This is a genomic window from Rhizobium sp. CFBP 13726 (assembly GCF_014841925.1).
GTDB lineage: Bacteria > Pseudomonadota > Alphaproteobacteria > Rhizobiales > Rhizobiaceae > Neorhizobium > Neorhizobium soli.
Genome location: NZ_JACYUU010000001.1, coordinates 600,456 through 626,190, shown reverse-complemented (window position 1 = coordinate 626,190; position 25,735 = coordinate 600,456). Strand labels below are relative to the sequence as shown.

Below are 25,735 nucleotides of genomic sequence, written 5' to 3'. Positions count from 1 at the left end.
TAACTACCCTACCCTTGCCGCGCGCGACAGAAGCAGCTCGCGCGCCTCCGCCAACAGCGCTGCCGCATCATCGCCAAGCGCCAGGTCGCCGGCACCGATACCGCCCGGCAGACGTGCGGCGATCTCGGCAATCCGGGCCTCGGCCTCGCTGACCAGCAATGATGAAAACTCCGCCGTCGGCAGGAGGGCTTCGAGCCCGAGGAGATCGGTCGATTTCCCCGTCGAGGCGACCTCGGCTTCGAGTTTAACCTCAAGCTTTTCCAGCCAGATATCCTCATGGCCGCGATGGCAGGCGGCCTGTACCTCATCCCGGAAATCGGCCGCTCTCGCCAGGATCTCGTTGCGGAAGCGACTGCGCCCGCTTATGCGGATGCGCAGCGCCAGCGGGCGGCTTTCCATCGCATCGATCACAGAACCAAGCAGTTCTTCCAGCCGCCGCAGGATCGCCGCCGGTGTTTCATCCGGCTCAACGAGAACGGCGAGTTCGGCAAACCTTGCGCTGTCGGTCACGATGCGCTCATAGGCGATGCGCCCGTCCTCGACGGTCACGAGCACGGCGCCCTTTGCGCCCTGCTCGCGGATCGATCGTCCCTGAAGGTTGCCGGGGAAAACCACCAGCGGGTCTTCGGCGACGATTTCGAAATCGTGGACATGGCCGAGCGCCCAGTAATCGTAGCCACGCGACCGCAGATCTTCGACGGAACAGGGCGCATAGGCTGCGTGCGGCTCGCGGCCGGTCAGCGAGGTGTGCAGCACGCCGATGTTGAACCAGCCGGCCTCCGGCTTCGGATAGGCAAGCGCCAGGTTTTCATTGGCCGAGCGCTCGGCAAAACCCTGGCCATGCAGCGCGACCCTCAGGTGATCCAGCTTGAACGTGCCGGGCTTTGCAGTCGGGAATTCGCTGACATTCTTCGGCAGTGTGATTGTCTTGGTGATGACGCTTTCGGCGTCGTGATTGCCCTTCAGCAGAAAGACCGGAATGCCGGCGCGCTCCAGCCGGGCGATCTCGCGGTTGAAGAACAGGCCGATCTTGTTGTCCTTCCAGTCGCCGTCATAGACATCGCCGGCGACGATAAAGAAGTCGACCTTGCGCTCCACCGCCTCGTCCACCAAGCCCGAGAACGCCTTGCGGCTTGCCTCGATGAAGATATCGGCGAGTTCGGCATCCTTCAGCGCCAGGCCCTGAAAGGGACTGCCTAGATGCAGATCGGCGGCATGGATGAAGCGGAATGAGGTCATCGACTCGGCTGCTGGAACACATCGGGAACGACAGACTTAAGTCACGCATCGACAATAAAAAAGGCCGGGTGCGAAAACACCCGGCCTTTTCCTGTTGATGAACGGTTTAGTTGGTCGCCTTGATCTCAACCGGGAAGAACAGCGTCTCACCAGAACTGTCATCGACGCCGTCATTGTCGGTGATGGCGAAGGCCTTGCCGGACTTGTCGAAGGCGAAACCTTCGAGCTTGTCGACCACGTATCCGTTGGTGGCGTTCTTCAGGTCGGGCAGGAAGTCGTGAACCTCCTGCTTGGTGACGAGCGGCAGCTCTCCTCCAAGCTTTGCCGGCTTCAGATCGGCGATTGCCACACGGTAGAGCTTCTTGAGCTTTGCCTTGTCGCCGATCAGGTTGTCGCGCTCGATGATGTAGAGGTAGTCACCGCGGGCCGTAATTTCCGACAGGCCGACCCAGCCTTTTTCGGTCTTTTCGAGCGGGTAGCGAACGGCGGCCCATTCCTTGGACTTCGGCTTGTAGGACAGAAGCTTCACCTGGCCCTTCGGATCGTCCTTCCATTCGCGCTGGATTGCCATCCAAAGTGTCAGGTCGTCGCCGGAACCGGTTGTGGTGATGCCTTCGAGGCCGAAGCGGGTTTCGCCTGCCAGAAGTTCTGCAGGCAGCGCGATCTCGGACTTGATCTCGCCCTTTGCGCTGACGTTGTAGATGCCGTGACCAACGAACTTGGCACTGTCGCCTTCGGAAGCCAGCCAGAAGCCACCCTTGCCGTCGAGTGCGATACCTTCGATATCGAGCTTCTGGGCCGGCTGACCGTTGCGGGTCACACGTACCACGCTGGTGATTTCGGCCGGCTTCTTCGTAGCGTCGATGGTGAAGATCGAGGGCTGCATGGCATAGACGCTATCGCTGACTGCATAGAGAATGCCGTCCTTTTCCGCATCACCGACGAGGCCCGACATGGCACCCCAGCCGAGCGGCTTGCCGTCGACATCCTTGGAGACGAGCATCGGATAGGCCTTTGCGCCTTCGCCAAGCTCGTAGATCATGACATGCGAGCGGGCACCGCCGTCTTCGCCGAGATCGGCTTCGTTGGCGGAGGCGAGCAGGTTGCGGCCGGGAATGGCGACAGCGCCTTCAGGCGAGATGCCTGAGGGCAGAAGCTGCACCAGTTCCGGTTCCGCACCGGTATCCTTGTAGACCGCGATCATCGAACCGCGTTCCGACAGGACGAAGAAATATTTCTGACCGTTGAAAGTCGCAGCTTCCAGGCCTTCCGGCTCGATGCCCTTGTTCTTGGCACGCTTTTCCGGGAAGTGTCCGACGCGGGCGACAGCATATTCGAGCGACGTGCCGGCGTCATAGAGAACCTTGCCGGTACGATCGAAAATGGTGAAACCGCGCGAGCCGCCCTTGTAATCACCTTCGTTGGCGACAACGAAACGATCGGTACCGAGCCACTTTACCGCATCCGGTTCGCGCGGAATGGCCGTGAGCTTGCCGGAGAAGGTCAGTGCGCCGTCGGTCTTGATGTCAACGCCATCGAGATCAACCGTGCCGGCCGGGAAATGGGCGGTAACCTTTGCGGTCTTGCTGTCGACGATGACGATGTGGTTATTTTCCTGCAGCGTCACGACGATTTCGCCGTTGGCGTTGATATTGACGAATTCAGGCTCGGGATCCTCAGGAGCGACGGTGGACAGTCCCGTCAGATCGACGTGACGGATGCTGTCGCAGACCGGCACGCCATTGTTCAGGGTGACAATCTGCAATTCACCGGCCGGCAGCTGCGGAAGAGCGCCGTCGTTGAGCTTTTCGTCGCGCTGGTTCTCGATGGCAATGGCCGCAAACGTGCCATCCGGCGAGATGACGACCGAGTCCGGCTGGCCGCCGAGATCACAGGTGTTCTCGAGTTTCCGGGAGGCGATATCGACCACACCGAGCTGGCCTGCGGGCTTGGTGAGGTCCTTGGTCCGATCGATGGTGACGAGAACCTTCGCACCGACTGCGGCGACCGAGTTCGGCTCGCCGTCGATCTTGACCGAGCCGCCTGCCTTCGGCGCTTTTGCGTCGGTGATGTCGATAAAGCCAATCGTGCCGCCCGGCGCATCGGAATAGATGAGCGTGTTGCCGTCGGCGGTGGCCGTGATGATTTCCGACGAGGTCGCCTTGTCCTCGCCCTTGGGCAGGTTCTGGGCGACCGGGAAGGATGCAATGCGGTTGAAGACTTGCTCGGCGCCGGCAGGAGCTGCAACGGAGCCGAGGAGGAGCGCGGTCAAAGCGGCGCGTGTCGAGAATGTCATGGGAAGCCTCCGTGAAACTACACTCGGCTTGTGCTGCACTGTCATGACAGGCGGATGACAGTTTTGGACGCAGAAAGAACGGACCTGCGGATAAGGCTCGAACACGCTTTCCGTTCAACGAAAAAGGCCCGGTTCTCACCGGGCCTTCTCAACGCTTTGCATCACGGCGGCAGGCCGCCAGATGCTTTCGATCAGCTGTTAACAGCTTCCTTGAGACCCTTGCCGGCCGAGAACTTCGGAACGTTGCGAGCCGGGATATCGACTTCAGCGCCCGTGGACGGGTTGCGGCCCTTGGATGCTTCGCGACGCGAAACGGAGAAGCTGCCGAAGCCAGCGAGGCGAATGTCGCCACCATTCTTCAGTTCGGCCTGGACAGTCTCGAAAACGGCATCGACTGCAGAGGCGGCATCAGCCTTGGAGAGGCCGGCTTTTTCGGCCACTGCGGACACCAGTTCGGTCTTGTTCATATTTCCACCCTTTCAACGGTTTTGGAACGACTCATTTGGTCGGCGCCGACAATAGTTTTGCGTCGGCACTTGGCAACCCAAAGGCTCCGAAAAAGCCTGAAAAACAAGGGGTCTTGGGCATTTTTCACAAAAAAAGCCGGCTTTCGCCGGCTTTTTTATCAGTTCGTGGCGGCTTCAAGGCACCGCTTAGTGAGCGATCGTTGTCGACGAGTCGTCGGCACCGTCAACTGTCGCAATGACCGGAGTCTCCACCGTGCCATCCCACTCGATCGGTTCGGGAAGGCGAACCAACGCGTGCTTGATCACCTCGCCCATACGCGACACCGGGATGATCTCCATGCCGTTTTTCACGTTGTCCGGAATGTCCGCGAGGTCCTTCGCGTTCTCTTCCGGGATCAGCACAACCTTGATGTTGCCTCGCAGAGCCGCAAGGAGTTTTTCCTTGAGACCACCGATCGGCAGCACCCGGCCGCGCAACGTGATTTCGCCGGTCATGGCGACATCCTTGCGAACAGGAATGCCCGTCATGATCGAAACGATCGCGGTTGCCATGCCGACACCGGCCGACGGACCGTCCTTCGGCGTCGCACCTTCCGGCACGTGCACGTGGATGTCCGACTTGTCAAAGCGCGGCGGCTCGATGCCGAAATCGACGGCACGGGAGCGGACATAGGATGCCGCAGCCGAAATCGATTCCTTCATCACGTCCTTGAGGTTGCCGGTGACGGTCATGCGACCCTTGCCCGGCATCATGACGCCTTCGATGGTGAGGAGCTCACCGCCGACTTCTGTCCAGGCAAGACCCGTAACGACGCCGACCTGATCCTCACCTTCGGCTTCGCCGTGACGGAAACGCGGAACGCCAAGGTAATCCGAAATGTTGGCAGCGGTAACCGCAACCGACTTCGTCTTGCCCTTGATGATCTCGGTCACGGCCTTGCGGGCGAGCTTCATCAGCTCGCGCTCGAAGGAGCGAACGCCGGCTTCGCGCGTGTACTGCTGGCTGATCGCCATCAGGGCATCGTCCGACACCGAGAATTCCTTCGGCTGCAGCGCATGGTCCCGGATCGCCTTCGGCAGAAGGTGACGCTTGGCAATCTCGCGCTTCTCATCCTCGGTGTACCCGGCGATGCGGATCACTTCCATGCGGTCCATCAGGGGACCTGGGATGTTCAGCGTGTTCGCCGTGGTGATGAACATCACGTCGGACAGATCGTATTCGACCTCGAGGTAGTGGTCCATGAAGGTCGAGTTCTGCGCTGGATCGAGCACTTCGAGCAGGGCCGACGACGGATCGCCGCGGAAATCCGAACCCATCTTGTCGATTTCATCGAGCAGGAAGAGCGGGTTGGATTTCTTCGCCTTCTTCATCGACTGGATGACCTTGCCGGGCATCGAACCGATATAGGTGCGGCGGTGACCACGGATTTCAGCTTCGTCACGAACGCCACCGAGGGCCATGCGCACATACTCGCGGCCGGTCGCCTTGGCGATCGACTGGGCAAGAGACGTCTTGCCGACGCCCGGAGGACCGACGAGGCAAAGGATCGGGCCCTTGAGCTTGGTGGCGCGGGCCTGCACGGCGAGATACTCAACGATGCGTTCCTTGACCTTGTCGAGACCGAAGTGATCCAGTTCGAGGACCTTTTCAGCCGCGTTAAGATCGGTCTTGATCTTCGACTTCTTGGACCACGGAATACCGAGCAGCCAGTCGAGATAGTTGCGCACGACGGTGGCTTCCGCCGACATCGGGCTCATCTGCTTCAGCTTCTTCAGCTCGGCGTCGGCCTTTTCCTTGGCTTCCTTCGAAAGCTTGGTCTTGCCGATACGCTCTTCCAGTTCGGCCATCTCGTCACGGCCTTCGTCGCCGTCACCGAGTTCCTTCTGGATCGCCTTCATCTGCTCGTTGAGGTAATACTCGCGCTGGGTCTTTTCCATCTGGCGCTTGACGCGCGAGCGGATGCGCTTCTCGACCTGGAGGACGGAGATTTCGCCTTCCATGAAGCCGAGGGCCTTTTCAAGCCGCAGCTTGATCGAGACCGTTTCGAGCATTTCCTGCTTTTCGGTGATCTTGATCGACAGGTGCGAGGCAACCGTGTCTGCCAGTTTCGAGTAATCCTCGATCTGGCTCGCGGCACCAACGACTTCCGGCGAGATCTTCTTGTTGAGCTTCACGTAGTTTTCGAATTCGGAAACCACGGAGCGCGAAAGCGCTTCCACCTCGACGGCGTCCTCATCGGGCTCGGCCAGAATCTCGGCCTTGGCTTCGTAGAACTCTTCGCGGTCACTGTATTCGGAGATCTGGGCGCGTGCCTTGCCTTCGACCAGAACCTTGACGGTTCCGTCCGGGAGTTTCAGGAGCTGCAGCACATTGGCCACCGTGCCGACCTTGTAGATCTGCTCGGGCTCAGGATCGTCGTCGCTGGCATTGATCTGGGTGACGAGCATGATCTGCTTGTCGGAACCCATGACCTCTTCAAGCGCCCGGATGGACTTTTCCCGTCCGACGAACAGCGGCACGATCATGTGCGGGAAGACCACAATGTCGCGCAGTGGCAGGACCGGATAGGTCTCAGCGCCGGATGCCGCAGACGTTGAATTCGTCATGTCATTTCCTTTCCATCGTCCCGTTGCCGGGATGGCTTGAGAAATTACCCAAGCACTTCACTCCCGCTAAAAGTGGAGTTTTCACAGATCGTTTTCAAGCCTTGCAAGGTCGCTGCACTGCACCTTGTGCAACCAGCCGTCAGACAAAGCGCCCACGCATAACGCCTTACGCAAAATGTCAGCTCTTCAGCACGGACGCGCCACCGTCCTTGCCGACAAACCTTTTCGAGACGAGGTCCGAAATCAACGGCACACGCACAAAAGGTGCGAAGCAGCCGGAACGGAAAGGTTCATCCCTGACCCTGTCTAAATCAAGCGGATTATCTTGCAACTCTTTGCAGTGCAAAAATCGTGTAATACGGCCTAAAACAATAGCCGAGGCTAAAACGAAAAAGAGGCCCCAATGGGGCCCCTTCTCAATGTTGCTATGACCGCTGAGGATCAGGCCGAAACGTTGGCCTTTTCTTCCTGCCTGTCGGCGTAGATGTAGAGCGGACGTGCATTGCCCCGCACCACATCGTCGGAAATGACCACTTCGCGAACGCCTTCCAGCGCCGGCAGCTCGAACATCGTGTCGAGCAGGATCTTTTCCATGATCGAGCGAAGACCACGAGCACCGGTCTTGCGGATGATGGCGCGCTTGGCGATCTCGCGCAGCGCGTCCTCGTGGAACGTCAGTTCGACGTCTTCCATCTCGAACAGGCGCTGGTACTGCTTGATCAGCGCGTTCTTCGGCTCCGACAGGATCTGGATCAGCGCATCCTCATCGAGATCCTCGAGCGTTGCCAGAACCGGCAGACGACCGATGAATTCCGGAATGAGACCGAACTTGACCAGATCTTCCGGCTCCAGTTCGCGCAGCACTTCGCCAACGCGACGATCGTCCGGAGACTGGACGGATGCACCGAAACCGATCGAGGTCTTCTCGCCACGGGCAGAGATGATCTTGTCGAGACCGGCAAAGGCGCCGCCGCAGATGAACAGGATGTTCGTCGTGTCGACCTGCAGGAATTCCTGCTGCGGATGCTTGCGGCCTCCCTGTGGGGGTACGGATGCGACCGTGCCTTCCATGATCTTCAGAAGCGCCTGCTGGACGCCCTCGCCCGACACGTCGCGGGTGATCGAAGGGTTGTCCGACTTGCGGGAGATCTTGTCGACTTCGTCGATGTAGACGATGCCGCGCTGGGCGCGCTCGACATTGTAATCCGCAGACTGAAGCAGCTTCAGAATGATGTTTTCCACGTCTTCACCGACATAGCCGGCTTCCGTGAGTGTCGTCGCGTCGGCCATCGTGAAGGGCACGTCGATGATGCGCGCGAGCGTCTGGGCAAGATAGGTCTTGCCGCAACCCGTCGGACCGACGAGCATGATGTTCGACTTCGCAAGCTCGACATCGCCGCCCTTTGAGGCATGCGCGAGACGCTTGTAATGATTGTGGACTGCGACCGACAGAATACGCTTGGCCTGCTTCTGGCCGATGACGTACTCGTCGAGGACCTTGATGATGTCCTGCGGCGTGGGAACGCCTTCACGGGACTTCACCATCGAAGACTTGTTCTCTTCGCGAATGATGTCCATGCACAATTCGACGCATTCATCGCAGATGAATACGGTCGGGCCGGCAATCAGCTTGCGGACCTCGTGCTGGCTCTTTCCGCAGAAGGAGCAATACAGGGTATTCTTAGAGTCGCTGCCGTTGCCGCCGCTGACTTTGCTCATATCACTTTCCTTCCAGCACTCCGCCTATCCGCCTGTCCAGACGGTCGCGGTCAACTTTGTCGCTGTCGACACGCGCGGACGCCATGCCGCGCCTGTCTTCGCTCAAGGGGTACTCTACCGGCCTTAAACTCGCTTTCGCAGGTCCAGAATGACCGGCTGCAACGAAACCCCTAAGACGCCAATGCTATGTCATAAACACTCAACACAGCCTTAATAGGTACTAATAGCGCGTTCCGTGCGACTTGAAACCCCCGAAATCACTCAAATCCGGGTGAGCAGCACGGATGCCACTATTGCCTCAAGACGCCGAAACGCCTTCCATTTCCTGACGCGTGGTCAGGATCTTGTCGACGACGCCCCAGTCCTGAGCTTCGTCGGCGGTCATGAAGTGGTCACGATCGAGGGTTTTTTCAACTTCTTCAAGCGTACGGCCGGTGTGCTTCACGTAAACGTCGTTCAAACGGCGCTTCATCTTCAGAATGTCGCGAGCGTGACGTTCGATGTCCGAGGCCTGACCGGTAAAGCCGCCGGAGGGCTGGTGAACCATGATACGCGAGTTCGGCATTGCAAAACGCATGCCCTTCTCGCCGGCGCACAGCAGCAGCGAGCCCATCGACGCGGCCTGACCGATGCAAAGCGTCGATACGGCCGGCTTGATGAACTGCATCGTGTCGTAGATCGACATGCCGGCGGTGACGACACCACCTGGCGAATTGATGTAGAGCGCGATTTCCTTCTTCGGATTTTCAGCCTCGAGGAAAAGCAGCTGGGCGCAAACGAGCGACGCCATGTAATCTTCCACCGGACCGGTGACGAAGATGATGCGCTCCTTCAGGAGGCGCGAGTAGATATCGTAGGAGCGTTCACCGCGATTGGTCTGCTCAACGACCATCGGCACCAAGGCCATTGCGGTATCAACTGGATTTCTCATGTCCGTCCTTTGTCAAATGCATCGCCGAAGGCGGCGATGCGCTCCGGAATCATTGGAATGGGTTATCTCCTACATAGAGTGTCACCGCCGGGTACTTCAAGACGGAGAGCCCGATATCCTTAATCGGCTTGGGATGCGCGAGGCTGACCGATAATGCAACAACTCTCATATACCAGAGGCAAAAGAGAAGTATCGACAGCCATCCAAGCATTTTTGATCGAGCAGGGTAAAGCAGATATGAATAAATGACAGCATTCTAATCAAAATAACCGACGCAAAACAGCAACGCAGCCTTAAAGACTTGGCTGCATACTGAAGCGGCCGGGAATGAATGACGGAGCTGGACGTGGATATCTTGACGGGTCTGTTGATCTGGGCCGCTGAAGCGGTGACGCTCGCCGTCCTGCTCTTTTCACGCTGGTACTATGAGCGCGAACCACTTTATCTCAGCTGGGGCAGCGGCTTCGCTGTGCACGGGATTGGCGCAGCTCTGGTCGCAATGCGCGGCGACATTCCGGACTTCGTTTCGATCGAGATCGCCAATACCATGGTTCTTGCGGGTATCGGCCTGTGGGCTGCGGGCCTGATGCAGCTCGACCGCCGGCCAGTGGAACCCTACGTTGGCATTCCGGCCCTGATCTGGATTGCCGGGATGTTTCTAGACCCCGTCCGCGGCGACTTCGCCAGTCGCGCCATCCTTCACCACGTCGCGGCCATGGTCGGTCACGCCATGATCATCGGCATTCTGCTTTACCATCGCGGTCCGCCCAGTATCACCCGCCGCGTGTTTGCCAGCGTCATCGGGATACAGTTCTTCTCCTGTGCGCTGATTGTCCTGATGGTGTTCATCGGTAGACCGGATGCGCTTGTCGCTGCGTCGCATTCGCCGTGGCTCTATCTCCCGACGGCTTTCGTCTTTGTCGGCAGCATCGTCTGCGGGGCGCGACTCCTGACCGAGCGGTCGGAGCTCAGCCTGAAGGAGCTGGCGCGGACCGACCCGCTGACCGGCGTGCTCAACCGCCGCGGTCTGCTGGAAGAGTTTTACCGGTCGAAGGGCGTTGATGCGTTGGATGGCAGCATGATTGCTTTCATCCAGTTCGATCTCGACGGGTTCAAGCAGATCAACGACGTCTACGGTCATCAGGCCGGCGATGACGTGCTCTCCGCCTTTGCACGGATTGGTGCGGCGGCTCAGCGCGGCCGCGGCTCGTTCGGACGCATGGGCGGCGAGGAATTCGCGTCTATCATCCGCGTCTCCGATATGGTCGAAGCAGCCAGTATCGCAGAGGCAATCCGCTCGACGCTCAGACGCCATCCAATCAGTGTCGGCGAACACAGGATAGCCGTGACGGTCAGCGCCGGCATCTCGCTGTGCTCCACGAAGGACGCTGATATCGACGCGTTGCTAACCGCTGCCGACAAGGCTCTTTACGTGTCGAAGACCAGCGGCCGCGACCGCACCGCCGTTCATACGGATCAGGAAATCATGATCGTACCGTCAACGGATTTTGCGTCCCCAACCCCATTTGCCGCAGATCCTTTCGAAGACATCAGCGTGTCCCAACAGGTGGCGTCGCTGAAACGCATCGTCGTCCTCAGCCAATAGTGCCGTTGCCCACGACCGCCTAAAGTCTTGCAATGGCGCGACAATGCTCCACACTCTCTCCGAGCAAAATCAAAAATGCGGAGAGACATGCCATGCTGAAGCAAATTTCCGGAACTGTTCTCGCCGGTTTCCTGACGATCTCGGTTTCCTCGGCGCAGCAGGCATCGGACACGACCGCGCCGGAAAAGGCATCGGCAGTCACGTCGGCCAAGCGGGTCGAGACGAAGCGCTACATGGTCGCCGCCGCCAATCCGCTCGCCGCGGAAGCGGGTCGTGCAGTGATCGAGAAAGGCGGCAGTGCTGCCGATGCGCTGGTTGCCGTGCAGACCGTGCTCGGCCTCGTGGAACCGCAGAGTTCCGGCCTCGGCGGCGGCTCCTTCCTGGTCTATTACGACGCAGCCTCGCAGAAACTGACAACGTTCGACGGCCGCGAGACGGCGCCGATGGAAGCCACGCCGAAGCTCTTTCTCGACGATCAGGGTCAGCCGTTGAAGTTCATGGCAGCCGTGGTCGGCGGCCGGTCGGTCGGCACGCCGGGCACGGTGCGGCTTCTCGAAACCGTCCACCGCAAATACGGTAAGGCGAACTGGGCGGGATTGTTTACTGCCGCCGAGCGCCTCGCCACTGACGGCTTTGAGGTATCACCCCGGCTCGGCACTCTGCTTGCGGCCGAAGGTGACAAGCTGAAGACCGATGACGCTACGATCCGCTATTTCTTCGACGATGGCGGCGCACCGCTGAAAATCGGCACTCTCCTCAAGAACCCCGCCTATGCAGAAACGCTGCGAACGATCGCATCTGGCGGCGCCGATGCCTTCTATTCCGGCCCGATTGCGCAGGCGATCGTCAAGGCCGTGCGCGAGGCAAAGGGCAATCCCGGCGTTCTCTCGCTATCCGATTTCGCCAATTACAGGGTCAAGGAGCGGGAACCGGTCTGCCTTGCCTATCGCGCTCTCGATATATGCGGCATGGGCCCACCCTCCTCCGGTGGCGTTGCCGTCGGCCAGATGCTGGGCATTCTCGAAAACTTCGATCTGAAGGGGCTCGGGCCGGACAATGTTGAAAGCTGGAGGCTGATCGGCGATGCGCAGCGCCTGGCGTTTGCGGACCGCGAAAGATATCTGGCCGATCCAGATTTCGTGCCGGCACCGATCAAGGGTCTCCTCAAAAAGGAATATCTCGGCGAACGGGCAAGACTGCTCGACACGGACAAGGCACTTGCCAAGGATGCCGTGACGGCTGGCGAGCCGACCTGGGATCACGCGCTCCTGTTTGGCCGCGGCGAGGCGATCGAACTTCCCTCCACCAGCCATATCTCCATCGTCGACAGGGACGGCAACGTCGCCAGCATGACGACGACGATCGAGAACGGCTTCGGCTCGCGGCTGATGGTCAACGGCTTTCTGCTCAACAACGAACTGACCGACTTTTCCTTCAAGACGCATGATGGAAGCCTGCCGGTCGCCAACCGCGTCGAGCCGGGCAAACGTCCCCGCTCCTCGATGGCGCCGACGATCGTGATGAAGGACGGCAAGCCGCTGATGGCCATCGGGTCGCCCGGCGGCAGCCAGATCATCGGATATGTGGCGCAGGCTTTGGTCGCCTATATCGACTGGGGCATGCCGGTGGAGCAGATCGTCGCCCAGCCGCATCTGATCAACCGTTTCGGGACATACGATATCGAAGCCGGAACGCGGGCCGAGACGCTGATGGAGCCGCTGAAGTCACTCGGCTACGAGGTGAAGGCCGGTGAAATGACGTCTGGCCTGCAGGCAATCGAGATCACCGACCGAGGACTTGCGGGAAGTGCCGATCCGCGGCGCGAGGGTATCGCGATAGGCGAATGACGGGCTTTCGTGGGACCGCGGATTGAGTTACCCATTCGGCATGACCGCGATCCCCGATTTTCTCCGCATCGATCCAGAAACCCGCCGCGTCTCGCTGGATGGCCGCAACCCGGCCTTCTACAGCGATCCGAACCGTGTTTACGGGCTTTTGCATCAGCACTGTCCGACGTTCTTCTGGGAGGAGCAGCGGCAGTGGTTCTTCACCGGCTACGACCATGTGAACCTTCTCCTGCGCGACCGCCGATTCGGCCGGCAGATCCTGCATGTCGCCAGCCGCGAGGAGCTGGGCCTCCCCGAGCCGGAAGCGCATCTTGCGAATTTCGACCTCGCCGAACGATACTCGCTGCTGGAGATCGAACCGCCGGAACATACGCGGCTCCGGACGATGGTAAACCGCGCCTTCGTCTCCCGCCATATCGAGAAGCTGAGGCCGGAGATTACCGAGCTTGCGGAGCGTCTGATCGACGCGTTTGACGGCGAAGGCCGGGTGGAGCTGCTCTCGGCCTTTGCCGACATCATTCCCGTGACGATGATCGCACGGATGATCGGCATTCCGGACGACATGGGGCCGCAGTTGCTGAAATGGAGCCATGCCTATGTCGGCATGTACATGTTCAAGCGCTCGCGGGAAGACGAACATGCGGCGGACCGCGCCGCTGCGGAATTCGCAGCCTATGTGAAGATGCTGATCTCCGAGCGCCGGCGTGAACCGCGCGAAGACCTGCTCACCCACATGATCCATACGGAGCACAAGGGCCAGTATCTGACCGACGACGAACTCGTCTCGACCACGATCGTTCTCTTGAACGCCGGTCACGAGGCGACCGTGCACCAGATCGGCAATTCGGTTCGCGTGATCCTCGAAAGCGGTCTCTCGCCGGCCGAGCTCTTCCGCGGCGAGGCCGCGACGGAGCGGACGGTGGAAGAGACGCTGCGGCTGTGCGCGCCCGTCCATATCTTCCAGCGCTGGGCGCTCGAGGACGCGGAAATCGACGGCGTTTCCCTGAAGCGTGGCGACAAGGTGAGCCTGATCCTCGCCGCCGCCAATCTCGACCACAAGAAATTTTCAGATCCTCTGGTGTTCAAGCCGGATCGTCAGGAAGGCCAAAACCTGTCCTTCGGCGCCGGTATTCACTTCTGCATCGGCGCACCGCTGGCGCGGCTGGAACTGAATACCGTTCTGCCCATCCTGTTTCGCCGCCTGCCCGGCCTCAAACTGGCCGGGGTGCCGACGGTGAAGGATGTCTACCATTTCCACGGGCTGGAGCGGCTCAATCTCACCTGGGGGTAGGAGCAGCCGGAGGACCCGCCGTCAGGCTTACAGCCTGATGACGTAATCCTTGCGGGTCGTCTCCACCACTTCCCAGGTGGCAACCAGACCTGGCCGCAGAACCATGCTGTCGCCGGCCTTCAGATGCAGCGGTTCTGCGCCTTCTTCGGTGATGATCGAGTAGCCGAACTGGATGTGGAAATATTCCCACTCGTCATAGACGATCTTCCACTTGCCCGGTGTCGCTTCCCAGACGCCGGCATAGATCCCGCCTTCGGCCTCCTCGAAATTCCAGGTCAGGAATTTCGGATCGCCGAAGATGACGCGGTCGGGAGCCGGAGCGCCCTCCTCCGGTTCGATTGCGGTCAGATCGAATGTCAGCCAGTTCTTCATGAGTGTCTCAAGTCCTTGCTAATGCTTGGTCGAGGTCGGAGATCAGGTCTGCCACATCCTCGATGCCAACAGAGAGGCGAACCACGTCCGGTCCGGCACCGGCGGCGATCTGCTGGTCCTCGGTGAGTTGCCGGTGGGTGGTCGATGCCGGGTGGATGACCAGCGAGCGGGTATCGCCGATATTGGCAAGGTGCGAAAAGAGCTTGAGGCTCTCCACGAAGATCTTGCCGGCCTCGTAGCCGTTCTTCAGGCCAAAGGTGAAGACAGCGCCGGCACCATTCGGCGAATAGCGCTGCTGCAGAGCATTGTTCGGGTCGTCAGGAAGGCCGGCGTAGTTCACCCATCCAACCTTCGGATGGCGGCTCAGCCACTCGGCAACCGCAAGCGCATTATCGCAATGCCGCTGCATGCGCAGCGAGAGCGTCTCGATCCCCGTCTGGATCTGGAAGGCGTTGAAGGGCGAGATGGCCGGCCCGAGGTCGCGAAGGCCGAGCACGCGCGCGGCGATCGCAAAGGCGATGTTCCCGAAGGTTTCATGCAGGACCATGCCCGAATATTCCGGCCGCGGTTCGGACAGGACCGGGTAGTTGCCGGAGCGCGACCAGTCGAACGTGCCGCCGTCGACGATGATGCCGCCCATGGAATTGCCGTGGCCGCCGAGAAATTTGGTGAGCGAGTGTACGACGATATCGGCGCCGTGTTCGAGTGGCCGGACGAGATAGGGGCTCGCCATCGTGTTGTCGACGATCAGCGGGATTCCGAAACGCTGGGCCACCTCCGAAATCGCCGCGATATCGACGAAGGTGCCGCCGGGGTTTGCCAGGCTTTCGACGAAAATCGCCTTGGTGCGATCGTCGATCTCGTTTTCAAAACTTTCCGGAACGACGCTATCGGCCCAGCGCACCTGCCAGCCGAAATTCTGAAACGCGTTGCCGAACTGATTGATCGAACCGCCATAAAGCTTGCGCGCCGCGACAAAGTTGTCACCGGGCTGCATGATCGTGTGAAAGACCAGCAGCTGCGCCGCATGGCCGGAGGCGACGGCAAGGGCTGCCGTGCCGCCTTCGAGCGCCGCCACCTTCTCCTCAAGCGCCGCCTGCGTCGGGTTCATGATGCGGGTGTAGATATTGCCGAATTCCTTCAGCCCGAACAGAGCGGCTGCATGTTCGGTATCCTTGAAGACGAAGGACGTGGTCTGGTAGATCGGCACCGCCCGGGCGCCGGTCGTCGGATCGGGCTCGGCGCCGGCATGAACAGCGAGCGTTGAAAATCCGGGATTGCCGGAACTGCGTGAATTCGGGTTGGCCATGCCGGTCTCCTCTAGGGTCGTTTCATCACAGCAGAGCCTGCGGGCCGACGGCGATCAAGAAATATCGTTGCAGCATTCGCAGCGTTTGCGAAAAGAGTCCGCGAATTACCTGCCCCGCTCCCTTACCCTATCCGAGAAGACGGGCAAGCCTTGGGTACTCGATCGCCGGGCAGCGATCCATGATTACCTGGATACCGGCAGCCTCCGCCTTGACTGCGGCCTGATCGTCGCGGACGCCAAGCTGCGCCCATATGACCTTGGGCAGCTGATCGAGCGCCAGCGCTTCGTCCACCACACTATCCAGATATTCCGAAGCGCGGAACACATCGACCATATCGACGGGTTCGGGCACATCCGCGAGGCTCGCATAGACCTCCTGACCTAGGATCTGCTTGCCGGCCTGGCCGGGATTGACCGGAAACACCCGGTAGCCGCGCTGCAACAGAAATCCCATGACGCGGTTGCTGGGCCGGTCGGGATTGGGCGATGCGCCGACCAGCGCAATCGTCTTCGTGCTTTTCAAGACGCCAGCGATGACGTCGTCGTCATACCGATCGTGAGCCATGGTTCTAACCTCCTCATGCAGTCACCTGGACATAGGAAAGCAATGGAAATCTTCCAACTCGGTTCCGGAATCACATTTTCCCACCAGCCAGGCGTCCGGCCTGCTGCGGCTCAAACCAAGGTATCCCTTCTCGATAAGTCGTGTAAGAGACGAAACACCGGCCGAATATTTGTGAGGTATTATTTTACCTCATCAGTAAGTCATTCTAAACGTTGAGCTATTTTTCCGACCGTTCCGGGCCGGCTGCTTGACGCTTTTTAGGCTCCGTCGTATAAGCCGCGCAGATCGCGGACCTCTCGAAGGCCCGCTTTCTTTTTTGTCGGCATAGCCGAGCAAATCAAGCAACAAAAAACGCCCTTACGGCCGGTCTTCCGGTGGTCTTGGGTTCAGATGAGAGAGAAAAACAATGTCAACCTTCGTTCAGAAGCCTGCAGAGGTGGAGAAGAAGTGGATCATCATCGATGCCGAAGGCCTCGTTGTCGGTCGCCTCGCCACCCTCGTTGCCAATCGCCTTCGCGGCAAGCACAAGGTCACCTACACACCTCACGTCGACGACGGTGACAATGTCATCATCATCAACGCTGAAAAGGTTGTCCTGACCGGCAAGAAATACACAGACAAGAAGTACTACTGGCACACCGGTTACCCGGGTGGCATCAAGGAGCGTACTGCACGCGCCATCATCGAAGGCCGCTTTCCTGAGCGCGTCGTCGAAAAGGCGATCGAGCGTATGATCCCGCGCGGCCCGCTCGGCCGTCGCCAGTTGAAGAACCTGCGTGTATACGCCGGCTCCAACCATCCCCATGAAGCACAGCAGCCGGTCGCTCTCGACGTGGCATCGCTGAACAGCAAGAACGTAAGGAGCGCCTGATCATGGCCGATCTTTCCTCTTTGAAGGACCTCGCTCCGGCTGAAAGCCAGGCACCGGTTCACGTCCGCAAGGTCGATGCACAGGGCCGTTCCTATGCAACCGGCAAGCGCAAGAACGCGATTGCCCGCGTTTGGGTCAAGCCGGGCTCCGGCAAGATCATCATCAACGGTCGCGACTTCTCGGCGTACTTCGCCCGTCCGGTTCTGCAGATGATCCTTCAGCAGCCGCTGGTTGCCGCTGCCCGCACAGGTCAGTTCGACATCATTGCCACCGTCACCGGTGGTGGTCTTTCCGGTCAGGCCGGTGCCGTTCGTCACGGCGTCTCCAAGGCCCTCACCTACTTCGAACCAGGCCTGCGCCCGGTTCTGAAGAAGGGTGGCTTCCTGACCCGCGACAGCCGCGTCGTCGAGCGTAAGAAGTACGGTAAGGCGAAGGCCCGCCGGTCCTTCCAGTTCTCGAAGCGCTAATCGCTTCAAGACTTTGCATTTCGAAAGGCGGGGCTTCGGCTCCGCCTTTTTCGTTTCGGGCTTTCTTAGGTCCGGGTCTTGTCTTCCAGACACTCCCACTGCACTTTCTCTGCGATCCGGGAGAATGCAATGGCTTCAAAATCCATCGACAACGCCTTTACCGCCAAGTCCCTGCGCGATGCCGCCACCGACCCGACCTATGCGGGCGCGCTGTCCTTCATGCGGCGGCGCTATAGCAAGGACCTGATCGGCGCCGATGCGGTCGTCCTCGGCATACCCTTCGACGCTGCGGTCTCCAACCGGCCGGGCGCGCGGTTCGGGCCACAGGCCATTCGCCGGGCCTCGGCGATCTTCGACAACGACCCGCAATATCCGTTCTCGCGTGATCTCTTCGAGGCCATGTCTGTCATCGACTATGGTGACGTCATGCTCGACTACGGTCATCACTGGAAGACGCCGCGCCTGATCGAGGCGGAAGCGACGAAGATCATCGAGTCGGGCGCGTTTCTGCTGTCGCTCGGCGGCGATCACTTCGTCACCTGGCCATTGCTGAAGGCACATGCGGCCCGCCACGGCCCGCTTGCCCTCGTGCATTTCGATGCCCATCAGGATACCTGGAGCGACGATGTGGACGAGGCCGGCGAGATCGAGCGGATCGACCACGGCTCGTTCGTGGCGCGCGCCGTGCGACAGGGCGTGATCGAACCTGAGCATTCGATCCAGATCGGCATCCGCACCCATGCGCCCGATGATTTCGGTATCCGGATCATGCCGGGCCATGAGGTGGAGGACCTGAGCGCCCAGGCGATTGCCGAGGCGATCCTTGCCCATGTCGGCGACCGCCCGTGTTACCTCACCTTCGACATCGACTGCCTGGACCCCGCCTACGCGCCCGGTACAGGAACGCCCGTTGCCGGTGGTCCGTCGAGTGCGAAAATCCTGTCGGTGCTGCGCAAACTCGGCGCCCTCGATATCTGCGGCGCCGATGTGGTGGAGGTGGCGCCTGCCTATGACCACGCCGATATCACCGCCATTGCCGGGGCAACGGTTGCAATGTATATGCTTGGCCTGCGCGCGGAGCGACTTTTCGCCCGTTGACACTTTGAATCAAGCAGCTGGCAAACTGATTCCGGCTCTCACCCCAAGGCACTGACATTTCAGGGATAAAGACCATGACGGCAAAGATCTTCATCGACGGCGAACACGGCACGACAGGGCTGCAGATCCGCACCCGCATGGCCGACCGCCGCGACGTCGAGCTCTTGTCGATCCCGGAAGCCGAGCGGCGCAATGCCGCGATGCGCGAGGACCTGCTCAACAGCGCCGATATCGCGATCCTCTGCCTGCCGGACGAGGCTTCGAAAGAGGCCGTGACCATGCTTGCCGGCAACAACAACGTGCGGGTGATCGACACCTCGACCGCCTACCGCGTCGATCCGAACTGGGCCTATGGTTTCGCCGAGCTGGACAAGGCACAGGCCGACAAGATCAAGGCTGCCCGCAACGTCGCCAATCCCGGCTGCTATCCGACCGGCGCAATCGCGCTTCTGCGTCCGCTTCGCGCTGCCGGTCTGCTGCCCGATGGCTACCCGGTCTCGGTCAATGCGGTCTCAGGTTATACCGGCGGCGGCAAGCAGCTGATCGGCCAGATGGAAGACGCGTCACGGGATGACGCCATCTCGTCCAACAATTTTCTCTACGGCCTGACGCTGAAGCACAAGCACGTGCCCGAGATGAAGGAACACGGCCTGCTCGATCGCTCGCCGCTGTTTTCGCCATCCGTCGGACGTTTCGCTCAGGGCATGATCGTACAGGTGCCGCTGTTTCTTGAGGACCTCAAGGACGGCGCAACGATCGAGAGCATTCACAGCGCCCTCGTCGCACATTACGCGGATCAGGATATCGTCACCGTGGTTCCGCTCGAGGAAAGCGCGACGCTTGCGCGCGTCGATGCAGAGGAACTGGTCAACACCGATAGAATGAAGCTGTTCGTGTTCGGCGCTGCCGGTAGCCCGCATGTCAATCTGGTCGCGCTGCTCGACAATCTCGGCAAGGGTGCCTCCGGTGCCGCCGTCCAGAACATGGACCTGATGCTGTCAGCCTAAAGCCATCCGGATTTGAAATCAGAGCCGCGGTGAACTCAGTTCGCCGCGGCTTTTCTGTCTTCAAGCGGGTATTCGCCGATGTAGCCGCGCCAGTGGGTAATGGTATAGCCGAGGACAACAAGGGCGCCGCCCTGATGCGCGAGTGCCAGATCCAGCGGCACCTGATAGACCAGCGTCAGGATGCCGATCACCGCCTGCAGACAGACCAGCAGGAACAGGATGACGGCGCGGCCCGTATGGACCGAGCCCGGTGCCTTGGTCAGTGACACGATCATATGGACCAGCGCTGCCGCCAGAAGCACATAGGCGCCACAGCGGTGGACGAACTGCACGGTCTTCGGGTTCTCGAACAGATTGATCCACCAGGGATCGCGCAGGAAGAGGTCGGCCGGAACGAAGGCGCCATCCATCATCGGCCAGGTATTGTAGCTGAGGCCGGCATCGAGGCCTGCAACGAGTGCGCCGAGATAGATCTGGAACAGCGCTAGAAACGCGAGGCCTCCAGCCGCGATATAGGAGTGACGCGTCGGGGCCGCCCCCTGCTTCTGGGGCGTGAGGCCGCGCATGATCCAGACGCAGGCGGAAAAGATCAGACAGGCGATGACCAGATGTGTGGCGAGGCGGTATTGCGACACGCTGACGAGCTTAGTGAGGCCCGACGACACCATCCACCAGCCGACGAAGCCCTGAAATCCGCCAAGTGCCAGCGTGCCGACCAGCGGCCAGCGCAGACGTTTCTCAATGCGACCGGTCACCCAGAAGAAGATCAGCGGCACAGCGAAGACCAGGCCGATCGAGCGCGCCAGGAACCGGTGCGCCCATTCCCACCAGAAGATCGTCTTGAATTCGTCCACCGTCATGCCGGCATTGACCAGCTGGTATTGCGGAATGCGCTGATAGAGCTCGAACTCCTCCTGCCATTCGGCCGCATTGAGAGGCGGAATGACGCCGTGGATCGGTTTCCACTCGGTGATCGAAAGGCCCGAATCGGTCAACCGGGTCGCGCCGCCCACAAGGACGAGACAGAAGAGCACGAAGACGACGAAGCCGAGCCAGATGCGCACCGATTTGCGGTCGCGCTCGCGGCGTTTTACTGCGGGGTGGATGACATCGATGATGAGGCTATCAGTCGCCGACATGCGGAAACTCCTGTCGCTCGAAGAAAGATCAGCCTCGCATGAGCTCGAGAGCGCCCTGCACGCGGTGATCTTTCCGCTTCTTGCCGTTGATTTGCCCCAAGGACACGTGCAAAACAAGCCCCGATGCTTTGCGGCATCGCGTCGCGGGAGGAGAAACGCGTTGGTCCCACGCCTGAGAAGTTTCATCGGCACGATCATGATCATCGTGCTCGTCATCGTTTACGCGCTGGCGGCAACCACGGTCGCGACGCTGTTGCTCGCGACATCGCCGTGGTGGGTGCATTTCCTCTACTTCCTGCTGTCGGGGCTTTTGTGGATCCTGCCGGCCATGCTGATCATCAAGTGGATGGCGGGCGCACGGCCCAAGGTCTAGGTTTCCCTCGGGTTCACCCGGCATTAACCAGCCGCGATAGTATTGGCAGCCGGCAGCCGAGCGATAACCGATTGTTTGTGCGGACTGCCTATCGTCCGCGCTGAAAGACAGCGGAGCGCGTCATGCAAACCTCGAGACTGATTGAAGAGCTTGCGCCGACAGAGACGTCGGGGTCGCCTCCGCGTGCCCATGCCCCGTTGCAGTTCGCGCAGATCAAGATGTCAGTCGCGACGGACATGGCGGAAGTAAAGTCCGACTGGCACCGTCTACAGGCAATCAAGCTCAATTCGCTGCATCAGGGTTTCGACTGGTGCGAGGCCTGGGCGAAATCCCACGGCCGCGCGATTGCGGTCGTCGTCGGTCGTATCGACGGTCGCGCCGTGTTCATTCTTCCGCTGGATATCGTCCGTGAAAAAGGCATTCGCGTCGCCCGCCTCCCGGGCAATCACTACAACAACCTCAATACCGGCCTGTTCGACCCGGCACTCGAGGTCGCTTCCGCTGCCGAGCTGAAACGGTTCCTGCGCATGCTGCGAACGGCTCTTGCCGTCCATGCGGATCTCGTGGTGCTCGACTGCGTGCCGCTCTCGTGGCGAGGTAGCCGGCATCCGCTGAGTGCTCTCGCAACGACCGAGAACCAGAATCATTCGTTCCAGCTACCCCTATTCCCGAACTTCGAGACGACGCTCGCACAGCTCAATGCCAAGACCCGGCGCAAGAAATTCCGCTCACAGAGCCGCAAGATCGAAGTCGCCGGCGGCTATGACCATATGATTGCGCTGGACGCGGACGAAAAGCACGCGCTGCTCGATACGTTCTTTCGCCAGAAGGCGGCGCGGCTGAAGATGTTCGGCCTGCCCGATGTCTTCCACGCGTCCGAGATCCGCGAGTTCTTCCATCGTCTGGTGGACGCGCCGACTGATGGGACAGACACGTCTCTCACCCTCCACGCGATCCGGATGCATGGCGAGCACGAGGGCCATGTCGTGGCCATCGCTGGCGTTTCGCGCAAGGGCGACCATGTGATCTGCCAGTTCAGCTCCATCGACGACAGCATCTGCCCGGAGGCAAGCCCCGGCGAATTGCTGTTCTGGCTGATGATCGAGAAGAGCTGCCGCGAAGGCGCGGCGCTGTTCGACTTCGGCGTTGGCGACCAGCCCTACAAGCGCAGCTGGTGCAGCCAGGAAACCGTGCTGCACGATATTCTCATCGCCATCACGCCGAAGGGTTCCGTCTTCAAACCGCTGATGGTTCTGGCGACGAGGGCGAAGGCTGCGGTCAAGCACAACCCGCGCCTCTATGCGCTGCTTCAGAAACTGCGGGCCGCCAAAACGAACAAGGCGGCCTGAAAGCCGCCTTGTAGATCGTGGTTCATGCGGAGTGGCTCACGCCACCTGTCGTCCAGCCTTGCGCGACGAACTGCGGTCATTGGCGTCAGACATTACCAGCAGGTTGCGAATTCCCTCGCCTTGGAAGTCCTGGACGATCTTTGCGACATCCTCTTCCTTGAACTCAGGCACGGAGAGAATGACCTCCGCCTTTTCGTTGCGGGTCAGTCGCGACAACATCGGCGCTTCCGCCGGGCCGCATTCGATCAGCACTAGATCATAGGCGTCTGCGAGTGCGTCGACGACCATCGGCAGCCGGTCTGCGCCCCGCATGGCGCGAACCGGATCGGCAGAACCGAACGGGATGATATGCGCATCCGAGAGACGGTCCGGATGGATGGCTTCCCCGAACGCAACCTCGCCGCACAGCAGATCGGTGATGCCGGCAAGCTTGACGTCCTGCGCCATCAGCCGTGTCGGGCAAGCCGAGCCGGTCATGTCGATCAGGGCGACGGTGCGACCGCGCTCCGAAATTTCACGGGCCAACATCACGGTCGCCGTCGAGCCTGCATCGCCACCGGGCGACACGACCAGGCCGATCGGCACCGCACGGCGCTGGAGGTAGCGGGCAACGGACGCGATCGTGAAGGATTCCTCCTCCCCGTCGTTCGCCGGCGGCGCCACGGCAATTTCTTCGACCGGTGGCTCGGCAGCGATCGAAGCCTCCTGCTTCTGATCAACTTCCGCGCCCTTCGCGGCAGCGGCATCCTTGCGGGAGGCAGCCAGCATTTCCTTTGCCGCCGCGAACAGTCTGTGTTCGCGCTTTGGCCGATCTGCAACAGTTTCTGCCGCAACCGGAGCTGCGGCGGGTGTTGTTGCAACCAAAGCGCCGGCAGGGGTCGGTTCGGGCTCGGCCGGGGCCGGTTCGACTGCAGGCGTTGCGACCTCATGTGGTGTCAGCAGGAAATCGTCCTCGCGACGGCGATTGAGAGGGCGGAGCGCCCGGCCGCTGAACAGTTCGGCGATGATGACGACCAGGCAGCTGACGATCAGTGTCGCAAGCGTCGACACGATGACGATCGGAATGACCTTCGGAAAGAAGGGTTCCGACGGTTCGACCGCGCTCGATACGATGCGGGCATCCGCAGGGCTTGAATTGGCGTCGCGGCGCGACGTCGCCTCGCGGTAGCGCACGAGATAGGTTTCGAGCAGCTGGCGCTGGGCGGACGCTTCGCGTTCCAGGGCCCGCAGCCCGACTTCCTCTTCACCGGCCTTGGCCGAATCAGCCTTCAAGCCGTTCATCTGCTGCGTCAGCTGACGCTCGCGGAGCCTTGCAATCTCTCTCTCGTTGTCGAGGCTTGCCAGGATCTTCTGGGTTTCACGCTCGATCTGCTGATTGATGCCGCTGAGCTGCGCGCGAAGTCCCCGAAGACGCGGATGGTTGTCGAGCAGGGATGTCGAGAGATCATTGATCTGCGCCTGCAAATTGGTCTGGGTTTCCTTCAGACGCTGGATGACCTGCGATCCCGCGACGTCCGCCAGGGTGTCCGAAGCGCGGCCGGCTCTCAAACCAGCGCGGACATTTTCCGAACGGGCCTCGGCATTGGCGAGATCGGCGCGAACGCGGGCAAGTTCGGTCGAGATATCGTTCAACTGCTTGCTGGAAAAGCTGTTGGCTTCGCTGGTCTGGAAAAGTCCGTTCGAGGAGCGGTAGTCCGCCACCTTCTTTTCGGCATCGTTGACGCGGGTCGTCAGGTTGGCGATTTCCGGCTCCAGCCAGCGGGCGGTTTCGGCATGGGTGTCCACCTTCGAGCCACTCTGGATCTGAAGATAGGCTTCGGCCATCCGGTTCGGGACATCCGCCGCGAGCTTCGGATCATGCGATGCAAATTCGACGGCGATGACGCGCGAGCCCTCGACCGGATAGACCGACAGCTTTTCGCGGAACTTCTGGATGACCCGGTCTTCCGGATCTATCGCCATCGGATCCTGCTTCAGGCCGACCATCGCCAGAAGGTCCGGCAGTGCCGACTGTCCAGCCGGGTCGAATTCCGGGCGATCGGAAAGCTTCAGATCGTGCGCAACCCGCTTGATGAGGTCGCTCGATTGCAGCAGCTGGGCCTGGCTGGTGATGTTGAGCGTGTCCAGAACCGGATCGTTGGAACTGCCTGCCCCTTCCCCGCCGGAGAGGTTCGGCGATCGCGATTCGATCAGCAGCCTGGTTTCGGCCTTGTAGCTGGGTTTAATCAGCGAGGCGCCGACCAGCGCCAGCGCGCCCGCCGCGATCGTGACGGCGAGGATCTTCGCCTTGCGTTCCCAGACGGCCGCGATGACCTGCCTGAGGTCGATATCCACATCCTGATGGCCGCCGTTTACGCCAGACATTGCCCGCTCCAAACTGGTCTATTTGGGCGGACAGTAAATTATCATGGTAACGCTACAGTTAATGAGCCGCGGCTTCGAAGAAAAACCGGACTCTGATCTTGCAGGCATTATTTCCGGTGGTCGTCGCGCCTCTCTTTACCGGGCATTAACCCTAATGGATCGATAACAGGCTCGAAATCGTCGAACCACCACCCCGAGCCTGGGACGCGAACATGCTATTCGCCCAAGACAAGAAAAATCCGACGCGCAACCAGCGCGCCAAAACCGTTCTGGCTCTTGCGGCGGCAGCCGTTGCGATGACGCTGTCGGGCTGCGCCTCCTACAAACCGGCTCCCAAAAGCTTTCAGGAAGCGACGATCCAGCCTTACCGGCTGGACAGCGGCGATCGGCTACGTGTCAGCGTCTTCGAACAGCCGAGCCTTTCCAACACCTATACCGTCGATCAGGCCGGTTATATCGCCTTCCCGCTGATCGGTCAGATCACGGCCCGGGGCCAGACCATGCCGACGCTTGAGGGTGCAATCGCCGCCAAGCTCAAGCAGGGCTATCTGCGCGATCCCGACGTGACGATCGAAATGGATCGCTACCGCCCGGTTTTCGTCATGGGCGAAGTCGGACGACCCGGACAGTATTCCTATGTGCCCGGCATGACGGCACAGAACGCCATCGCAATCGCCGGAGGCTTTACCTCTCGCGGAAACCAGCGCGATGTCGACGTCACACGCAAGATCAACGGCGAGGTCATCACGGGCCGTACGACGATTTCCTCACAGGTCCTCGCTGGCGACACGGTCTACGTCCGCGAGCGGCTGTTCTGA

Annotated in this window: 21 protein-coding genes; 10 read left to right on the top strand and 11 right to left on the bottom strand. The window is 60.5% G+C overall.

Translation table 11 applies throughout. The annotated features are described in order from the left end of the window. Positions 1 to 3: 3 nt before the first annotated feature. From IFT66_RS03050 to clpP, 6 genes are all read right to left on the bottom strand, one after another. Positions 4 to 1,239, bottom strand: coding sequence for a metallophosphoesterase family protein (locus tag IFT66_RS03050; protein ID WP_192076754.1), 1,236 nt, complete (start codon positions 1,237 to 1,239; stop codon positions 4 to 6). A gap of 106 nt (positions 1,240 to 1,345) precedes the next feature. Further along, a complete protein-coding gene (locus IFT66_RS03045; RefSeq protein WP_192076753.1) occupies positions 1,346 to 3,535 on the bottom strand; it encodes an esterase-like activity of phytase family protein in 2,190 nt (729 codons plus the stop codon). Between the two features lie 191 nt (positions 3,536 to 3,726). Beyond that, positions 3,727 to 4,002 (bottom strand): DNA-binding protein HupB, encoded by a 276-nt coding sequence (hupB, locus tag IFT66_RS03040; protein WP_062453245.1) that lies wholly within the window; start codon positions 4,000 to 4,002, stop codon positions 3,727 to 3,729. 186 nt (positions 4,003 to 4,188) lie between these two features. After that, complete coding sequence (gene lon, locus IFT66_RS03035; protein WP_062453246.1) at positions 4,189 to 6,609, bottom strand: endopeptidase La; 2,421 nt, start codon at positions 6,607 to 6,609, stop codon at positions 4,189 to 4,191. A 441-nt stretch (positions 6,610 to 7,050) separates the two neighbouring features. Further along, the gene (clpX, locus tag IFT66_RS03030) at positions 7,051 to 8,328 is read right to left on the bottom strand and encodes an ATP-dependent Clp protease ATP-binding subunit ClpX (protein ID WP_192076752.1); all 1,278 of its coding nucleotides are present in this window, start codon (positions 8,326 to 8,328) and stop codon (positions 7,051 to 7,053) included. Between the two features lie 298 nt (positions 8,329 to 8,626). Continuing rightward, positions 8,627 to 9,259 (bottom strand): ATP-dependent Clp endopeptidase proteolytic subunit ClpP, encoded by a 633-nt coding sequence (clpP, locus tag IFT66_RS03025; RefSeq protein ID WP_062453248.1) that lies wholly within the window; start codon positions 9,257 to 9,259, stop codon positions 8,627 to 8,629. Positions 9,260 to 9,605: 346 nt separating this feature from the next. Between clpP and IFT66_RS03020 the strand changes: the two genes are divergently transcribed. The 3 genes from IFT66_RS03020 (at position 9,606) to IFT66_RS03010 (ending at position 14,003) form a co-directional block, all read left to right on the top strand. Continuing rightward, complete coding sequence (locus IFT66_RS03020; RefSeq protein WP_192076751.1) at positions 9,606 to 10,865, top strand: diguanylate cyclase; 1,260 nt, start codon at positions 9,606 to 9,608, stop codon at positions 10,863 to 10,865. Between the two features lie 92 nt (positions 10,866 to 10,957). Continuing rightward, positions 10,958 to 12,712, top strand: coding sequence for a gamma-glutamyltransferase (gene ggt / locus IFT66_RS03015; RefSeq protein WP_192076750.1), 1,755 nt, complete (start codon positions 10,958 to 10,960; stop codon positions 12,710 to 12,712). 40 nt (positions 12,713 to 12,752) lie between these two features. Further along, positions 12,753 to 14,003: a cytochrome P450 gene (locus IFT66_RS03010; protein ID WP_192077125.1), complete on the top strand. Its 1,251-nt coding sequence runs from the start codon at positions 12,753 to 12,755 to the stop codon at positions 14,001 to 14,003. A gap of 27 nt (positions 14,004 to 14,030) precedes the next feature. Here the strand turns inward: IFT66_RS03010 and IFT66_RS03005 are convergent, their stop codons facing one another. The 3 genes from IFT66_RS03005 to IFT66_RS02995 form a co-directional block, all read right to left on the bottom strand. Next, complete coding sequence (locus IFT66_RS03005; RefSeq protein ID WP_062453252.1) at positions 14,031 to 14,375, bottom strand: cupin domain-containing protein; 345 nt, start codon at positions 14,373 to 14,375, stop codon at positions 14,031 to 14,033. Positions 14,376 to 14,382: 7 nt separating this feature from the next. Continuing rightward, entirely contained in the window at positions 14,383 to 15,684 is a 1,302-nt protein-coding gene (locus tag IFT66_RS03000; protein ID WP_192076749.1) for an O-acetylhomoserine aminocarboxypropyltransferase, read from the bottom strand. Between the two features lie 127 nt (positions 15,685 to 15,811). Further along, a complete protein-coding gene (locus IFT66_RS02995) occupies positions 15,812 to 16,249 on the bottom strand; it encodes a CoA-binding protein (RefSeq protein WP_062453254.1) in 438 nt (145 codons plus the stop codon). A gap of 406 nt (positions 16,250 to 16,655) precedes the next feature. Here IFT66_RS02995 and rplM point away from each other — a divergent pair, with 406 nt between their 5' ends. The 4 genes from rplM to argC all read left to right on the top strand — a co-directional run bounded on the left by rplM (position 16,656) and on the right by argC (position 19,692). Further along, positions 16,656 to 17,120 (top strand): 50S ribosomal protein L13, encoded by a 465-nt coding sequence (gene rplM, locus IFT66_RS02990; protein WP_062453255.1) that lies wholly within the window; start codon positions 16,656 to 16,658, stop codon positions 17,118 to 17,120. Between the two features lie 2 nt (positions 17,121 to 17,122). Further along, on the top strand, positions 17,123 to 17,587 hold the full coding sequence (gene rpsI, locus IFT66_RS02985) for a 30S ribosomal protein S9 (RefSeq protein ID WP_062453256.1): 465 nt from the start codon (positions 17,123 to 17,125) through the stop codon (positions 17,585 to 17,587). 129 nt (positions 17,588 to 17,716) lie between these two features. Continuing rightward, positions 17,717 to 18,685: an agmatinase gene (gene speB, locus IFT66_RS02980; RefSeq protein WP_192076748.1), complete on the top strand. Its 969-nt coding sequence runs from the start codon at positions 17,717 to 17,719 to the stop codon at positions 18,683 to 18,685. 74 nt (positions 18,686 to 18,759) lie between these two features. After that, the gene (gene argC, locus IFT66_RS02975) at positions 18,760 to 19,692 is read left to right on the top strand and encodes an N-acetyl-gamma-glutamyl-phosphate reductase (protein ID WP_192076747.1); all 933 of its coding nucleotides are present in this window, start codon (positions 18,760 to 18,762) and stop codon (positions 19,690 to 19,692) included. Positions 19,693 to 19,727: 35 nt separating this feature from the next. On the opposite strand, the gene IFT66_RS02970 is transcribed toward argC, so the two are convergent. After that, positions 19,728 to 20,831 carry a COX15/CtaA family protein gene (locus tag IFT66_RS02970; protein ID WP_192076746.1) on the bottom strand — a complete coding sequence of 368 codons (1,104 nt, stop codon included), beginning with the start codon at positions 20,829 to 20,831 and terminating at the stop codon, positions 19,728 to 19,730. Positions 20,832 to 20,991: 160 nt separating this feature from the next. Here IFT66_RS02970 and IFT66_RS02965 point away from each other — a divergent pair, with 160 nt between their 5' ends. Together IFT66_RS02965 and IFT66_RS02960 are read left to right on the top strand one after the other, a co-directional pair. After that, the gene (locus IFT66_RS02965; RefSeq protein WP_062453259.1) at positions 20,992 to 21,204 is read left to right on the top strand and encodes a DUF2842 domain-containing protein; all 213 of its coding nucleotides are present in this window, start codon (positions 20,992 to 20,994) and stop codon (positions 21,202 to 21,204) included. A gap of 122 nt (positions 21,205 to 21,326) precedes the next feature. Further along, a complete protein-coding gene (locus IFT66_RS02960) occupies positions 21,327 to 22,553 on the top strand; it encodes a GNAT family N-acetyltransferase (RefSeq protein ID WP_192076745.1) in 1,227 nt (408 codons plus the stop codon). A 36-nt stretch (positions 22,554 to 22,589) separates the two neighbouring features. On the opposite strand, the gene IFT66_RS02955 is transcribed toward IFT66_RS02960, so the two are convergent. Continuing rightward, the gene (locus tag IFT66_RS02955; RefSeq protein ID WP_192076744.1) at positions 22,590 to 24,917 is read right to left on the bottom strand and encodes an exopolysaccharide transport family protein; all 2,328 of its coding nucleotides are present in this window, start codon (positions 24,915 to 24,917) and stop codon (positions 22,590 to 22,592) included. A gap of 296 nt (positions 24,918 to 25,213) precedes the next feature. Here IFT66_RS02955 and IFT66_RS02950 point away from each other — a divergent pair, with 296 nt between their 5' ends. Continuing rightward, positions 25,214 to 25,735, top strand: a complete 522-nt coding sequence (locus IFT66_RS02950; RefSeq protein WP_062454730.1) for a polysaccharide biosynthesis/export family protein — start codon at positions 25,214 to 25,216, stop codon at positions 25,733 to 25,735.